Below are 15,219 nucleotides of genomic sequence, written 5' to 3'. Positions count from 1 at the left end.
GATCAGCTGCGTCGGCGACGTGCTGCTGTCGTGCCAGGTTGGTGGGCGAGGCTCGGTGCAAGGTTGGCAGAGGCAGCAGGCTGCCCCGGTCGCCCGATCGCGGCCATGCCGGCTTGGGCGGCTCGCGCTTGCTCGCTGGGTGCCGGCCTCGTGCCGAGGCGTTGGATGCGCCAGGTCAGGGTTCTGGCAGGTGAGCGAGCGTCGTCCAGTGAGCGCTGACGGGCGGCGTGCTGGAGGAGCTGTTGGGGGTCGTGGCCTGCTATCTCGGCTTGGGTGAGAGTGGCGGCTAGTGCCGGCCAGGCGGGGTCTGCGAGGACTTGCTCGGCGTGGTCGGGCAGGACGGCTCGTAGGTGCCGGGCGTGGCGTTTCACGGCGCGGGCAGGTGGCCTGCGCTGAGCCAGGGCGGACAGTGGTTGAGCCGCTGCCTGCTCGTAGGCCGCTTGGAGGTGGACCAAGGTCTGCTGGGCAGCGGCGACCTGCTGGTCATGGTGGCGGGCCTGGTGCCAGCGGGTGGCGGCGATCACGACCAGGACGGCGATGTCGAGGAACATCGCCAGCCCGCTCCCGTCGCCGGTGGCCGGTGTCGTGCGTAGCGCTCGTACGGCGCCGCGCAGGGCGCGGGCCTGGTCCTGCTGGTCCCGGATGCGGGAGCGGGAGGCGCGTTCGAACGCGAGGGCAGCCTGCTGGAGCTGCCGGAACAGGTGGTCGGGGGCGAGCAGCGGCAGGATGTCGAGGGCCTCGGCGAAGGCCGCGATGTGTGCCTGGGCGACGGTGTCGTCGCTGTGGTCGAGGTGGTGGGGGATGCGTTCGGCCGCGGCGGTGGCCTGGTGCCAGAGGTTCGGCTTGCGTCGGCTGCCCGGCTCGGTGGCTGGTGGGGGTTCGATGCCGGTGAGGCGCTCGCGGATTTTGGGGAAGGACAGGTCGGGGGCGAGATGGGAGCCGGAGAACCAGACCGGCTCGCTGGCGGCGTTGGTGTCGCCTTCGACGGCGACCTTGTAGCTGCGTATGTCCCCGGAGGGGAAGTGCTGGACGTCGACGCGGACCCCGTCGACACTGTCGAGGAGGCGGAGGAACTCTTCCGGGCTGGTGGCGATGGACACCAGCTGGCGGACGGTGGTGCGCAGCTGTTCGCGTGAGGTTGTCTTGCGTCCTTGGCGGCGGGCCTTCTCCTGCTCGGCGCGGGTGGGCCGTTTGGCGGCGGTGCGGTCCCCGCGCACGACTTGGTGGAGGCCGTATTCCTTCTCGATGGCTGCGAGTTCGCGGTCGGCGGTGAGGTAGTCGTTCCAGTGGCGTGCGGTGCGCAGGTCGCCGCGGACTTTGGTGGCGGCGATGTGGATGTGGTCGGGTGCGTGGCGTACGGCGACCCAGCGGCAGCCGTCCGGATCGCGGTCGGGTGCGATGCCGGTGGCGGCAACGACGCGGCGGGCGATGTCGGCCCACTCCTCGTCGCTCAGGTGGCGGTCGGTCTCGGCGGCCCGGATCGAGCAGTGCCAGGTGTGTTTCTCGGGTGCGCGGCCGAGCCGCCGAGCCTGCTTGACGTGCAGGTCGAGGTCGGCCACCAGGAGTCTCTTCGTGGTGTCGAAGTCGTTGGCGCGGCCGGGGTCGGGGGCGAAGCCGTCCCAGGAGGCCACCAGGTGCGGGTCGGTGTGGTCCTTGGCTTTCTTGGTGTCGAAGAGGTAGCGGATCAGGCCGGCGGTGTCCTTGCCGCCGCCGATCTTCGCGATCATCGGGCCGCCTTCTTGGAGACGGCCTGGTTCGCGGCCGCCGCGACGTCGCGGACCGTGGCGCCGACGGCGGTCAGCGTGTGCTCGGCCTGGGCCAGGGCGGCGGTGTCCCCAGGGTGTGGATGGCCGCCGGAGTTGAGCTTCTTGGCGATCTGGTTGATGTTGTGGCCGATGGCGGCGACCTCGCGACGCAGGGCGGTCAGCTCGTCGATGTAGTCGTCCAGCTGGGTGCGTTGGCCGGGCACAGCGAGGTCACCTTCAACGTGGGCCAGGGTGACGGCGGCGACGTAGTGAGCGCCGCTGAGGTTCAGCGACGTGGCCTTGGCACGGATTGCGTCCCTCTCCTCAACGCTGTAACGGGCATCGACGCGCTTCTTGCGACGGCCGCCTGGGTCGGGCTTACGACGTTGGGCGAGTCGGTGCAGGGCAGCTGCTTCGGCGGGCGCGCGGCAGCGACACGGCGGGGTCGGCGTCGGCGGGCTGCTCCTCCTTCTCGGGCACCCCCTGGTGCCCGAGTACCTCCGCCACCCCAGGGGCGGAGGCTTCCCCGTGGGACCGGCCTGTGGACGGTCCAGCGGGATACCTTGCTGACGCGGTGGTGGTTGCTGTGGTCGTGGTCATCTCCTGTTGCGTGGTGGGCAGTTCGTGCTGTGGTGCTGGCATGGGGGCCTACTCGGTGGGGTGTGGATCGGGGAGTGCGGTGATGTCGGGTCGACTCGTCACCGAAGGGAGACTCGTCCCCGCGCTGACGTGCGCGGGGACGAGAGGTGCGGGACGCGGTTGGCAGCGGCCGGTGGTCAGGAGGCGATCGCCGCTGGCGCGGTCTCGCTCGGTTTGGCTGCTGCGGCTTCGTCGAGTTCGGCCTGGAGCGCGTCCTTGACGCGTTCCGCCTCGTCCTTGCCGATCGTGCGGCCGGTGCTCCGAACCGCGTCCTCGATGTGGCGGCGTGAGGCTTTGCCTCCGCGTCCACGCGGCGCACGGCGGGCGAGGGCGAGCAGCTCGGTATCGACGGTGTCCGACTCCTCTGTGTCGGACGCAGGGGAAGCGGCGGAGGCATCCGCCACATGGGAAGCGTCTTCCGCCACCTCTGGCGGGGCACCCGCCACCTTGAGGTGTGTGGGCAGCTGAACGTCCGAGGTGGCGCCGCTGGCTACCGGGTCGGTGTCTTCCCGATCGGCAGCCAGCGCGAGGTCACTCTGGATGATCTGGTAGAAGTGCACCGCGCCGGCCAGCGCGAGCGGCGGGAGCGCGGAGAGCACGGCTACGGTCCAGTCGTTGAGCTGCAGACCGCCGCCCAGGGCCTGCTGGTTGAGACGTACGGCGTGGAGCGCGTTGGCCCAGATGCTCAGCGCGGTCGCCAGGCTGACGAGGAGCCACACGTACAGGCGGGCAGCCTTCGACGCGGTGCGTACCAGGAGCAGGGTGCCGATGCCGATGGCGATGAACCCGTCGATGACGAGGGGGAAGCCGATGGCGAAGAGCGGGCGGATATGGGCGGCCACGGCCATCTGCCACAGGGCGTCATAGGACAGGACGAAGCCGATCGTGCCGAGCAGGGCGATGCCGAACCGGATGGCGCCGGTCTTGGGCACGGCGGATCTGGGTGTGGTGGGTTCGTGTGGGGGCAGGGGAGACCTCCGGTGGGTGGGCACCTGCGAGCAGGCCGGCAGCGGGGCAGGGCGCTGTGGCTGCGAGGTGCTGGGACTCGTACCACTCGTCGCGTGCCTGGTCAGCACAGGTACGAGTGGCGTGGTGATGTCGAGACGACTCGTTGCGGGCTGTTCACTCGTCCCCGCGCTGACCTGTGCGGGGACGAGTGATGCGAGTGGTGTCGAGTCAGGCTGCGGTGCCGGGCATCGGCCCGTCGGCTGACGAGGCGGGCGCGTCCGCCGCCTTCGGTTCGGGGCAGTAGCGGGCCCAGGTGTCGAGGAATTGGTTGCGCGCGAAGCCCTTGGCCTGGGTGCCGTCGGGGAAGCGGCGGTTGGCCGAGCCGATGCCGTAGGGCTTCAGGAGCAGCTGCAGTCCGCGCGGGGTCAGCCCGTTGGCGCCGTATTCCGCCCACGGTGCTTCCCTGTCCGCGTTCAGGTACTCCAGCAAGTGTTTCGTGCTGAGCACGGTCGGATCGCCCACAGTGGCGAAGGCGCGGCGGATGCCGACGAGGAGGCGGGTGCGCAGCCCGCCCTCCTCGTCTTGGCCGGCTTCGTAGTCGGTCATGGTGCGGCAGGCGGTGCGTGCGAGCGCGGGCCAGTCGCCCCCGGCGAGGTCGGCGATGATGACCAGCGGTTCCCAGGTGTCCGCCGCGCGGTCCTCGACCGGCATGGGCGGCTCCATCTCCATGGCCTGGGCGTACAGCGGCTGGAGCCAGGCATGGAGGCGGTCGCGGATCGCGTTCAGGGCGGGGGTGTCCCGGCCGGTGCGGAAGGATGCAACCTTCTCGCCCGCCGCGCGGCGGCGCATGCGGATGACCACCGCCCGGTCCTGCATCGTGTCGGGCAGGTCGCCGATCCCGGCGAGTGCGGCCATGGCGAAGGTGGGGAACTCCTGCACCTGGTGCTCGGGCCCGGATACCCGCAGGGTGGGCCGGCCGCGCTGGTGACCGGCATTGATCAGCCCGCGTACCTCCTCGTTCTTCTCCGCGGCCCTGGGGCTGCTGAAGAGCGTGTCGGCCTCGTCGACCAGGAGGGTGGGCGGGTCGTCCCCATCGATCGACCGGAAGATCGCCGCCGCGCTGGCGTTGACCGTGATCAGGCGGTTGTGCACGGTCTCCGTCACGATGTCCAGCAGGCGGGACTTACCGCACCGCTTCTCCGGAGCGACGATCGCCAGGCGAGGTGCGTGCTGCCACGCACGCTGCAGATGCGTCGCAGCGATCCACAGCGCCACGGCCGTGACGGCCTCCTCGCTCGGCATCGCCACGTACCGCCGGAGCTGCGCCCGCAGGGCAGCCAGGATCTGCGCGCCCTCGGGCAGTGGCCCTGCTGAGGCCGCGCCGTCGCGGTCCTGGTCTGCGGGAGCTGCGGCGGGAATGGCCGACTGGCCGAGAATGGCGACGCTGGCCGGCACGTCGGGCGTCGAGGTGGGGGCGGTGGAGGACGTAGGTTCGTCCACAGGCGTTCCTCTCTGGTGCGGCTGGGCGGGCAATGTCCGGCCGCACCGGTTCGATCGTTCGGGCAAGGGCGATGAGGCAGGGACTCCCGCGGCTCCCGGCGGTGGCTCGCCGGGAGCCGCTTTGCTGTCCCGAGACGGGTTTCAGACCGCGAGGTCGTACGTGGCCTGGGCGTTCAGCCAGGCGTCCACCTCGTGCCAGCGGTAGCGCAGGTGACGGCCGCCCTTGTGCACGTTGGGGCCGATGCCCCGGTACTTCCACTGGTAGAGCGTCTTCACCGGCACCCCGAGGTACGCGGCTACCTCCGCGGGGGTGGCCAGCGGGCCGCGCCTGGTCGCATCGGCGGTGGCGGTGGCGGTGGCGGTGGCGGGGGTGCGGGTGTGGCGGGCGGAAGGGTTCGGCACAGGGCTCCTTTTCGATATCGGTCAATCGGGCCTGGACAACAAAGCCACAGCGTCGGCGAAGAAGTCCAGTGTTTACTTTGAAACTCCGTACAACTTCTTGGTATGGCCGACGATGACAAAACAGTAAGGGCGGATCCCCGGTTGCCGAAATCGCTGTCAACCGGACCCCTGATTTCCGCCCCCCTGCCCTGGCGGGGGAAACACAGCTGCTCAGGGCATCAGATGGCCCGACGGACCCAGCGTGAGGGGACACCTTCACCCCAGCCTCGCTTACTCAAGAAAAATGGAATAGAGGCAGTCGCAATCACTTTTCTCGGATAGTTGAGCAAGCTATTGCCACGGCGGCCGATTGCAAGCTAAAGCTATCTGTCATGCCAAACCGACCTGTCGAAATAGGCCCCGCCGGCCTCCACGCCGCCCGCGCCATCGAGCACCTACGCCTCGTGCGCGGCCTGACCCAGCACCAGCTCGCCGCCCGCTGCACCGCACTGGGCCGCCCGATGACCAACACCGCCCTCAGCCGCACCGAGCGCGCCCGCCGCCGCTGCGACATCGACGACCTCGTCGCCATCGCCACGGCGCTCGGTGTTGCTCCCACGACCCTGCTCCTGCCGCTCCCGTCGGTGTCCCGTGATGACCGGAGGGGGTGCTAGTTGGCGCGGGTCTGGATTGAGGACCGCATAGGGCACGCGGCGTACGTAGAGGCCGTGGCGGAAGCCAAGCGGGCCGGGCGTACGCCACCGGGGCGCTACCGCGTGCGCTGGTACGGCCCCGACGGCAAGCCCAAGATGAAGACCTTCGCCCGCAAGGTCGACGCCGAGACGGAGCGGACGAGGATGGAGTCGCGTCTCAGCGACGGCTCCTATCGTGATCCGGCCGCCGCACGGGTGAAGTTCGCCGAGGTGGCGGAGTCCTGGCTGGCGGCGCAGCTCCACCTCAAGCGCTCAACCCGGGCTCGGTACCGCGGTGTTCTCGACGTCCACGTGATCCCCAAGTGGGGCACCACCCCACTGGACCGCATCCACTTCGAGGACATCGCCGAGTGGCTCGCGGATCTGCTGTCCGGCGAGGCGACCGGCGGCAGGAAGCTCAGCCCCCGGTCGGTCCGCAAGGCGTACGTCGTCCTCAGCCGAGTTCTCGACTATGCCGTCAAGGCCCGTCGTCTGGCGGCCACCCCGGCTGTCGGCGTGCCCTTGCCCAAGGCGATGCCGGCTGACCACGTGTACCTCGACGACATGCAGGTCGACGCACTGGCCAACGCGTCAGGCGCTTACCGCGTGTTCATCCTGCTGCTGGCCTACACCGGCCTGCGCTGGGGCGAGGCGTCCGCGCTGAAGGTGGGCCGCGTCGACTTGGACGCCTGCCGGGCGCACATCGTGGAGGCGTACGCCGAGGACAACGGCAAGCTCTACCTCGACACCCCCAAGAACCACGAGCGCCGGTCGGTACCGATCCCGCGGTTCCTGGCCGAGGAGTTGAAGCCGCACGTCCGGGGACGGGGAGACGAGCAGTTGCTCTTCACGGCCCCGCAGGGTGGACCGCTACGGGCACGCAACTTCCGTCAGCGGTTCTTCGCGCCGGCGGTCGTGAAGGCCGGGCTGGGGCATCTCAAGGTCACCCCGCACAAGCTGAGGCACACGGCAGCTTCGCTCGCCATCGCCAGCGGTGCGGACGTCAACGTCGTACAGACGATGCTGGGCCACAAGTCCGCGACGCTGACCCTGGACACGTATGGGCACCTCTTCCCGGACCGCCTGGACGAGGTCTCGAAGAAGATGCACAAGCGCCGCTCCAAGCAACTGGCCAAGGCGAAGGCCAAGCTGGAGAAGGCGGAGCGGAAGGCCCGTGAGGCCGCCGAGGCGGTGGCCACCCTGGAGGACGATGCCGCGTGATGTGTGCCTGATCCGTGCCGGGGAGCTGTAACCGAGGGCGCCGCCCCACCGTGCTGATGCGGTTGGGCGGCGCCTTGCGTCTCCCTCGGATCAGATCAGCCGCGCGGTCGGTGGCTTTCCTGCCGGGCCCGGTTGATCGCGGCAGCGGCTGCATCTCCGGCCAGTCGCTCGATCTCCTCGGGAGCCTTCCGCTCGTCGAGGACGAAGAGCCGGTCACCGCCGAGGCGGGTGGTCGTCTTCCAGCCGAGACGCCGTCCCGCTTCCCTGGCGGCACGCCGGACGTCCTTGAGCTCGCCCATCTCCGCAAGATCGTTCGTGCCGAGGATCAGCTGCCCGTAGTACCCCTCGTACTCCGGCTTCAGCGCGGCCCGCAACAGCGACTCAAGCCGGGCGACCAGCCTCTCGTACCGGCGCCGGGCCAGCTCGTCCTTCGCGGGCATCTCGCACAGCTCCCCACCTCTGCCCGCAGCCGCATGTGTGCCATATGTGTGCTGCGAGTACGAAGGCCCTCCCGTCCGTCGGGCGAAAGGGCCTCTGACCAGGTGTTTCTCTGTGCCCCCGGCAGGATTCGAACCTGCGACACCCGCTTTAGGAGTGGGACGGAATCCATGATCGGTGGTGTTTACCCCTGCCACGTGGTGCTGTTCTTCCTGGCCAGCGCCGCGCGGCAGGGTCGCCGATCCCTCTGCGGACGACCCGTGGTGCGTCGTCCGCTCACGCATCGCTCACGCATGCGAGAGTGCGGCGGAGTGCCCGTAGCCAGGTGTGGAACCGCGCTCGAACGGGGCAGGCCATGAGTGAGCGAGCGCCTCTGTCGGCCAGGCGGCCTGGTTCAGCGTCGGCACAGGGCCGCTGTCACGGTCTCCTCAAGGTGCCCTACGGCTTCGCCGGTCTTCGGTTCGAGGTTCATCGTGACGCTGGCGGCGCGGCCGTCGTCGGTGGCACCGGCCCAGGTTCCGAAGCCGGGGATGCCGCCGCTGTGGCCCCAGAAGGCGCACTTGTCCGACTGCTGAACCCGCATGATCCCCAGTCCCATGGTGTAACGGGATTTCCCCTTCTGCATGCGGACGGTAGTGCGCATCTGCTTGCGCTGGGCCTGCTTGAGGAGAGGGTTGCCGTCGTCTTTGAGCAGCGCCGAGAAGAACCGGTTGAGGTCGGAGTTGGTGGAGACCATCGCGCCCGCCGCCCAGCCCGCGGAGGGGTCAATCTCGGTGACGTTGCGCGCGGGGGCGCCCTGGGGGTCCGGGCGGTAGCCCTGGGGGTGGCGCTGCCGGATGGTCGTCTCGCCGGGGGCAGGGAAGTAGGTGTGGCGCAGCCCCAGCTTCTGGATGACGCGCTTGTCGATCTGCTCAGCGAGGGGCCGTCCGGTGACCCGCTCCACGATCAGGCCGGCCACCAGGTAGTTGGTGTTGCTGTACGACCACTTCTTGCCGGGTTTGAAGACGGCCTTGTGCTTGAGGGCGATGTCGAGGGCGTCGCGGGGCGAGAGGTAGCGGCGCTCCAAGATGTCACTGGTGACGTCGTCTTCGTAGTCGGGCAGTCCGCTGGTGTGCTGCAGGAGCTGGCGCACCGTGATGCGGTTCCCGTCGATCCTCTCGCCCCGGACGAGTCCCGGCAGATACTCGTCGACCGGCTTGTCGAGGCTGATCTTGCCCTCACCGACCAGTTGCAGCACGACCGCCGCGGTGAATGTTTTGGTGACGCTACCGATCCGCACCTGGGCGTTGCGGGGCATCTTCGCGTGCGTGTCCCGGTCTCCCACCCCTGCGGTGTAGGTACGGAACTTCCCCTTGCCGTCCAGCACGCTCGCCAGCGCGCCGGGTGCGTGATCCGAGTCAACCAGCGTCTCAAGACCCTGTCTCACGGGGTCCGGTCGGGCGGCGCTCGCGGGGGATGCCACACCGGCGGTGACAGCGGTGGCCAGGGCAAGGGTGGTCAGGGCGAGACGTTTATGCATCGGGGTTCCTCCAGAGTGGGGTGACGGGCCTGAGCGGCGAAATCAACTCTGCTGGAGGCACCCACCGTCACCATCAGGGATGACCCTGACCAGACCCTCGGCCTTATCGGGAGCCCACTCCCAGAACCTCCCTGGGAGCGGACTGCCGGTTCGCCTCACCTCACTTGGCCTGGCGGCACTTCACAGCCGAGGCGCCGGACGCTCCCCCTGCTTGCCCTTGCCGACCACGCCGCAGAACTCCGCGTCGATCACGTAGCCCCTCGCGCTCCAGTCGCCGTTGGCGTTGTACGTGAAGGTGTGACGGCCGTCCTCAGTGGTCACGGTCTCCGTGATGGAGCCGGGGGTTCCGCCGCTGTGGCTCCACAGTTTCGCCTGGCAGCTCGTCCTGACGCTGTACAGCCCGAGGCCGTAGCCGGAGTAAACGGGGTCGTCGGGCGTGGGCACCGTCGCCTGCATTTCGGCGAGTTGCTTCTCGGGCATCAGCTTGCCGCGCACCAAAGCGCTGAAGAACCGGTTGAGGTCGCCGGTCGTGGAGATGCCTTCGCCTGCCGCCCAGGCCCAGGTCATGTTGTTCTCGGTGACGTCGTGGACCCTCGTCGCGGCGGGGTCTTTGCTCAGCTTCGAGTACGCCCGGCTGCTCGGCTTCGGCAGGAGGGGATCGGCGCCCGGGAGGCGGGTGTTCCGCAGGCCGAGCGGGTTGATGATGCGCTCACGGATCTCGTGCCGGTAGCTGTTGCCGCTGACCTTCTCGATGATCAACCCGGCCAGGATGTAACCGGTGTTGGAGTACGAGTGTTTGGCGCCAGGCGTGAAGTCCGGCTTGTGTGCCAGTGCCACCCGTATCAGTTCCCGCGGCGTGTGGGTGTCGTAGCGGTGCGCGGGGAAGCCCTCCAGCAGGACATCCTTCGCGAACTCCATGTCGCTGGTGTAGTTGAAGAGCCCGCTGGTGTGGTTGAGGAGCTGGCGCACGGTGATCTTGCGGCCGTCGTTGCCGTTGCCCTGTACGAGGCCGGGAAGCCAGTGCTCCACGGTGTCGTCGAGGTCGAGCCTGCCCTCGGCCTCCATCTGCAGCAGCACGGTCGCCACGAACGTCTTGGTGATGCTGCCGATCCGGAACCGCTCGTCGGTGCCTCGCGGCTTGCCCGTCTTCAGGTCGCCGACCCCCGAAGTGCCCCGCCAGGCATCACCCTTGTCCACTCCCGCGGCCGTGACCCCGGGAACCTCGTCGGCCACCATGGCGTCCATCGCACGCTGGGTCGCCGCGTGCCCCTTCCCCGGCCCGGCGTGTGCGGGGGACGTGAACGCGGTAGCGGCCACTGCCGCCGCGGCGAGCCCCACTATCCCGGTGTGCACTCGTCGACGTACTGCCATGCCGTGCTCCTTTGCGGTCTGAGCATGCCGTGCCGCGGTCGCGGCACTCACCCCGGCCCGTGCGCCTTTCGTGATGCTTTAGGTGACACGGTGAACCGTGGTTGCAGGGAGGGACTGCGCCCGGAAGCAGGGCAGTTGAGGATCCTGGCGAATCTGGTCCTAGAGATCGACGGCGGCCAGGAGCACGGTCCTGCCTCGGGCTATCCCGGGGAGTCCGCTCCCGGGGCCGGGCTCGTCCTGGGGGCGGACGAACTCCTCTTGGCGAAGGCAGGGAATCACCAGCACCATCCATCCGAGGGGTTCCTCCGTGCACGAGCACGCATCGCGCAGTCGCTTCCCACGCCCTGTCGGTACGGTCGACACCGGGCGGTGGCGCTCGTGGCCGCCGGTGTCATGGCGGCCGGACCGGTCGGCACCGACCGCGGCGTTCGCGGTCGTCAGGCCCGACAGTGTCCAGTCGAGCCTGAACGCGCTGTGAAGGACGGCGGCCTTCCCGCCGCACTGGCCACCGTCAAGGGTCGCGACGGCCGCACCCGCACCTACACCGCTGGCGACCTCGCTACCAGGGCCAAGGTCCCCGTCGACGGCCGGATACGCGTCGGCAGCACCGCCAAGACCTTCACCGTCGTCGTCCTGCAACTCGTCGCCGAAGGAAAGGTCGGTCTCGACGCGCCGGTGGAGACCTACCTGCCGGGCCTGCTGCGCGGCGACGGCATCGACGGACACAACATCACCGTCCGCCAACTGCTCCAGCACACCAGCGGCCTGCTCGAATACGTGGACAAAGGACCACCCCCCGCATCACTCGGGACCGGGGCAGGAGTCGGCCGCGGAGGAGCGCGGTGAAGAAGGAGTTGAGCCGAGCAGCATGTGGAGGCCGCAGTCGACGCGGCCCTGTGCCGCTGATCGGCGCCACCCCCGGGGACAGCCAGGTTCAGCCCAACGAGTTCACCGATCCGGCCTCGACCAGGCCCGACTCGTAGGCCGCGATTACCGCCTGGGCGCGGTCGCGGACACTCAGCTTGGCGAAGATGCTGGTGATGTGGTTCTTGACCGTGGAGGCGCTGACGTCCATCGCCGACGCGATCCCGGCGTTGTCGAGGCCGGTGGCGAGCAGGTGCCACACCTCGACCTCGCGAGGTGTCAGTTCGCCCGCACCGGGCACCCGGGACGGCGGCCTCGGACGGCGGGTTGCGGTGACGTAGGTGGAGATCAGCCGGGTGAGCAGGCGGGGCGCCACGGCCGCCTCTCCGGTGTGCACGGTGCGCACGGCCGCCACCAGCTCCTCCGGGGAGGCGTCCTTGGTCAGGAACCCGGAGGCGCCGGCGCGCAGGGCGGCGACCACGTACTCGTCCATGTCGAAGGTGCTCAACGCCAGGACTCGGCATGCGGGCAGCTCCCGCGCGAGCCGCTCAGTCGCCTGCACGCCGTCGAGAACCGGCATCCGGATGTCCATCACCACGACATGGGGCCGGTGCTGGTGCGCGAGCTCGACCGCCTGCTGCCCGTTGTCCGCCTCGGCCACCACGTCGAACACCGGGTTGGGGTTCAGGATCAGGGCCACACCCCGCCGTACGAGGGGCTGGTCGTCCGCGATCAGTACCCTGATCCGTTCCGACGGTCCCGTCATCCGAGCCGCTCCTCTCCGTCGACCGGCTCCACCGGCAGGGTGGCCGCCACCCGGAAGCCACCGCCATCAAGGCCACCGGCCACCATGCTGCCGCCCTGCAGCGCGACGCGCTCGCGCATGCCGATCAGTCCGTACCCGGTGCCGCGCGACCTCGGTCCACCCGCACCGCCCGCCCCCGCCAGGGCGCCCACCAGGGTCTCGGCCGGTGCGGCCGTGCCGTTGTCGGACACCTCGACGGTGATCCGGTCCGGGTGGTAAGTCAGCCGCACCCGCGCCTGGGCCCGGCCGGCGTGCTTGCGGGTGTTGGTGAGGGACTCCTGGACGATCCGGAACACCGCAAGGCCGGTGCTCGGTGGCAGCGGGCGTTCCTCCCCGAGAACAGCGAAGTCGATGGGCAGACCGACGCTCCTGGACTCATCAACGAGCTGTCCGAGGCTTTCGACACCGGGTTGCGGCGCGGACGGCGCCTCGTCCGGCTCGTCGCCGGCCCGGAGCACGTCGAGCAGTTGGCGCATCTCGTGCAGCGCCATTTTCCCGGAACCCTCCAGGGTGACCAGCGCGTCGCGCACCACTTCGGCATCGCCCCCGAGGTTGGCTCTGGCGCCGCCCGCCATCAGCTGCATGGTGGTGATGTGGTGGGCGACGATGTCGTGCAGTTCCCGTGCGATGCGGCGACGTTCCTGGGCCACCGCACGGTCGGCCAGCAGTCTGCGCCGGACCTCCACCGCCCGCTGTCGGCGCTTCAGCGCCTCGGCCACAGCAACGACCAGCACCACGGCGCACACGTTGCTCGCCATGTCCGCGACCGGCGGCGGCAGCGGTCGCCCCCGGCCCAGCAGCGGCACGGCGGCCGCCACGAGAGCGGCCGGCGCCGCCACCGCGAGACCGCAGGACCGGGCCACGGCGAACAGCGCCACGGCGAGTGTGCCGTTGAAGTGGTGTGGCATCGGCCCGCTCAGGTTCAGTGCCAGACCGAGGACCAGCACACCCGCAAGCGACGCCAGCGGGTAGCCACGCCTGGTGAGCAGCGGTACGGCCGCCAGTACGAGCAGGACCAGCGCGGTCAGGGAGACCGGCCGACCGCCGTCCGGGTCGCCGATCGTGTAGCCGAGGAGGTCGACGACGGCCGCCCCGACAGCCACCAGTGCGTCACCCGCGGTCCAGGGCAGGCCGTCGGCTCTCGACGACGGCAGGGGCCGGTGGTGCGTCGACATGCTGGTAGTGGTCCTTTCCCTGACCGGTCGGTCCCGGCCTTCGCCGGTCTGCCGCGACCGTCGTTCGTGAGCCGTTCCCGCGGCGGCCTGCGATCCCGGGAGGAGTCAGTGTCCGCGGCCCATTCTCGCAGCGGCTCCAACGCCTGGGCAGGCGCCCGGGAACGATCCCGGACCAGGACCCTGGTCCTGGTCCGGGGCTGGGTGCCGGACCCAGATCCTGAAGGCGTTCTCGTCTCCCGCGCGGACGACGGCGCCCGGTGTGTCGGCGTAAAGGCTCACCGCGCAGGATGAACTCCTCGCCGACGGTCACCTTTACCGGTCAGGACACCAGCTGAGACCTCCCGGCCGGCTCCCCGCCGACGCCGCGTTTCATGTCGGAGGGCACGGGCAGTGCTGCGTGATCCAGACGATGACGAGCTTTGAGGAACCGTCCGCTCACACAGCGCTGCACAGCGGCACGCTCCAAGTTCCCGGCCGTCGCGCGCAGCGGCTTGGGCTCCGAGATGCACTGCCACTGCCCGTCGGTGGGGTGTCGGTGTCCTAGAACACTGACGCCATCTCGTGCGGGTCGGTGCCGTCGTCGCGTAGAGGGGTCCCGTGGACGAAGCCGACCGGCTTACCTACGGCCACGGTCACGACGGCCGCCCACCCCGCGCGTGCGCCTCGGCGACGAAGGCCGGCGCGGAATCGGAGGCCAGATGAACCCGGCGGAGCTCCAGCTCGTCCGGCTTGGTCTCGACGGTCACGGGGCGCGTCCTTCCGGGCTTGGTGGCCCCGGCACGGTCGGGCCCTCTATCCGAGAGATTCCCAGAAGAAGGCCCGCCGAGCCCGGTGCGACGGCGGCTGCGGTCTGTGTCGCACGACGCACACCCTCAAGTCAGGGGCGGCAGGAGCGGTGCGCGGCCCACGTCTTCGTTGCCTCGTGAACGCGCCGGGTCCAGTCGTCCGGCTGTTCCTTGAAGGTTCCACTCCACACGCTCTCGTTGGCTAGGGCGAAAGCGTCGACAGCCTCCGGCGGCGCGGCTTGGAAGGCGGGCATGCGGGCGGCCCAAGCCTCGGCGCTCGCGGGGCTGTGGTCGCCCTCGGCGATCAGCCACACCACCCAGTACCCGGCATCGAGCCAGGGCGCCCCGCGCGTCGCCCAGGCCCAGTCGACCAGCCGTGCGCCTCCGCCGGGCGTGATCATCACATTGGTGGTGTTCGGGTCGGTGTGCAGGAGCGCGTCCCCGGCGAAGTAGGCGAGGGCTTCCTTGGGCGCGTGGTCGCGGAGCCGGTGGCCGGCCTCCTTCAGCTCCACCCCTTCCGGCGCCCGCACCGTGGACAGGTGGGCCAGAAGCACGGCCATGGCCTCAAGGTCCGGCGAGGCGGGGGCGTAGTCGGCGTGGCGGGCCTGGACGTATTCGAAGCCGAGGAGGTCCCACCCGCCTGTCTCCACCCGCCACAGGACGCGGGGCGAGATCCCTTCCAGGAGGGGCCCGACGGCCGCTTCGCGGCCTTGGGTCCACTGGCGGGGGTGGCCTTCGGGCAGGCCCTTGACGTACACGTCACCGGTCTCGGTGGTCAGGCGCGCGGAGATCGCGGAGTTGAAGCCCGACGCCGTGGTCTCCACCTTGAGGAGCGGGCCAGTATGAGCGATCACGTCGTGCTGGACGGTGTCGGGAAGGTCGGCGAAGTCGATGCGCTCGGTCGGCATGCGGGCACCCTGCCACGAAAGCGCGGAGGGTTCCGCACAGCGCGACCACTGCGCGGAACCCTCCTCACGCCAGAGGCGAGGCTCGGCCTCTACCGGTACGGGTTGTCGTCGTTGCACGCGGCGGACGAGTCCTCGGTGAGCGACTCCACGTCGTCAACGAAGGTCAGCCCCTCCGGCTCCTGCGGCGCCTTCGGCCGGGCGGTGATCTCCACGGCTACAGCGGTCATG

13 protein-coding genes and 2 pseudogenes are annotated in these 15,219 nt (G+C 69.8%); 3 read left to right on the top strand and 12 right to left on the bottom strand.

What is annotated here, in order from left to right; genetic code table 11:
* Nucleotides 1–2 precede the first annotated feature (2 nt).
* From C9F11_RS17950 to C9F11_RS17930, 5 genes and pseudogenes are all read right to left on the bottom strand, one after another.
* Complete coding sequence (locus C9F11_RS17950; RefSeq protein WP_138960252.1) at nt 3–1,727, bottom strand: relaxase/mobilization nuclease domain-containing protein; 1,725 nt, start codon at nt 1,725–1,727, stop codon at nt 3–5.
* Nucleotides 1,724–2,252: pseudogene (gene mobC, locus C9F11_RS17945) on the bottom strand (plasmid mobilization relaxosome protein MobC). The gene C9F11_RS17950 and the pseudogene mobC overlap by 4 nt, the downstream one beginning before the upstream one ends.
* A 269-nt stretch (nt 2,253–2,521) precedes the next feature.
* Nucleotides 2,522–3,316, bottom strand: coding sequence for a DUF2637 domain-containing protein (locus C9F11_RS17940; protein WP_138960251.1), 795 nt, complete (start codon nt 3,314–3,316; stop codon nt 2,522–2,524).
* Between the two features lie 244 nt (nt 3,317–3,560).
* Nucleotides 3,561–4,832, bottom strand: coding sequence for a DUF3631 domain-containing protein (locus tag C9F11_RS17935; RefSeq protein WP_171075769.1), 1,272 nt, complete (start codon nt 4,830–4,832; stop codon nt 3,561–3,563).
* Nucleotides 4,833–4,973: 141 nt separating this feature from the next.
* Nucleotides 4,974–5,234 carry a helix-turn-helix domain-containing protein gene (locus C9F11_RS17930; protein ID WP_171075768.1) on the bottom strand — a complete coding sequence of 87 codons (261 nt, stop codon included), beginning with the start codon at nt 5,232–5,234 and terminating at the stop codon, nt 4,974–4,976.
* 371 nt (nt 5,235–5,605) lie between these two features.
* Here C9F11_RS17930 and C9F11_RS17920 point away from each other — a divergent pair, with 371 nt between their 5' ends.
* Nucleotides 5,606–5,887, top strand: coding sequence for a helix-turn-helix transcriptional regulator (locus C9F11_RS17920; protein WP_138960249.1), 282 nt, complete (start codon nt 5,606–5,608; stop codon nt 5,885–5,887).
* 54 nt (nt 5,888–5,941) lie between these two features.
* A complete protein-coding gene (locus C9F11_RS17915) occupies nt 5,942–7,126 on the top strand; it encodes a site-specific integrase (protein WP_249401772.1) in 1,185 nt (394 codons plus the stop codon).
* Nucleotides 7,127–7,221: 95 nt separating this feature from the next.
* Here C9F11_RS17915 and C9F11_RS17910 read toward each other — a convergent pair whose 3' ends face one another.
* The 3 genes from C9F11_RS17910 to C9F11_RS17900 form a co-directional block, all read right to left on the bottom strand.
* Entirely contained in the window at nt 7,222–7,566 is a 345-nt protein-coding gene (locus C9F11_RS17910) for a hypothetical protein (RefSeq protein ID WP_138960248.1), read from the bottom strand.
* Between the two features lie 392 nt (nt 7,567–7,958).
* Nucleotides 7,959–9,083, bottom strand: coding sequence for a serine hydrolase domain-containing protein (locus C9F11_RS17905; RefSeq protein ID WP_138960247.1), 1,125 nt, complete (start codon nt 9,081–9,083; stop codon nt 7,959–7,961).
* A gap of 180 nt (nt 9,084–9,263) precedes the next feature.
* Complete coding sequence (locus C9F11_RS17900; RefSeq protein WP_138960246.1) at nt 9,264–10,454, bottom strand: serine hydrolase domain-containing protein; 1,191 nt, start codon at nt 10,452–10,454, stop codon at nt 9,264–9,266.
* A gap of 388 nt (nt 10,455–10,842) precedes the next feature.
* Between C9F11_RS17900 and C9F11_RS17895 the strand changes: the two are divergent.
* A pseudogene (locus C9F11_RS17895) lies at nt 10,843–11,234 on the top strand (serine hydrolase domain-containing protein); the annotation flags it as partial.
* Between the two features lie 154 nt (nt 11,235–11,388).
* Here C9F11_RS17895 and C9F11_RS17890 read toward each other — a convergent pair.
* The 4 genes from C9F11_RS17890 to C9F11_RS47415 form a co-directional block, all read right to left on the bottom strand.
* Nucleotides 11,389–12,084 (bottom strand): response regulator transcription factor, encoded by a 696-nt coding sequence (locus C9F11_RS17890; protein WP_138960245.1) that lies wholly within the window; start codon nt 12,082–12,084, stop codon nt 11,389–11,391.
* Nucleotides 12,081–13,298, bottom strand: coding sequence for a sensor histidine kinase (locus tag C9F11_RS17885; RefSeq protein WP_138960244.1), 1,218 nt, complete (start codon nt 13,296–13,298; stop codon nt 12,081–12,083). The genes C9F11_RS17890 and C9F11_RS17885 overlap by 4 nt, the downstream gene beginning before the upstream one ends.
* A gap of 877 nt (nt 13,299–14,175) precedes the next feature.
* Entirely contained in the window at nt 14,176–14,991 is an 816-nt protein-coding gene (locus tag C9F11_RS17880; RefSeq protein WP_138960243.1) for an aminoglycoside phosphotransferase, read from the bottom strand.
* An 89-nt stretch (nt 14,992–15,080) separates the two neighbouring features.
* Nucleotides 15,081–15,218, bottom strand: a complete 138-nt coding sequence (locus C9F11_RS47415; protein ID WP_171075766.1) for a hypothetical protein — start codon at nt 15,216–15,218, stop codon at nt 15,081–15,083.
* Nucleotide 15,219 lies beyond the last annotated feature (1 nt).

This window comes from Streptomyces sp. YIM 121038, assembly GCF_006088715.1.
In the GTDB taxonomy this organism is placed as follows: Bacteria; Actinomycetota; Actinomycetes; order Streptomycetales; family Streptomycetaceae; genus Streptomyces.
This window is presented reverse-complemented; position numbering and strand designations above follow the sequence as displayed.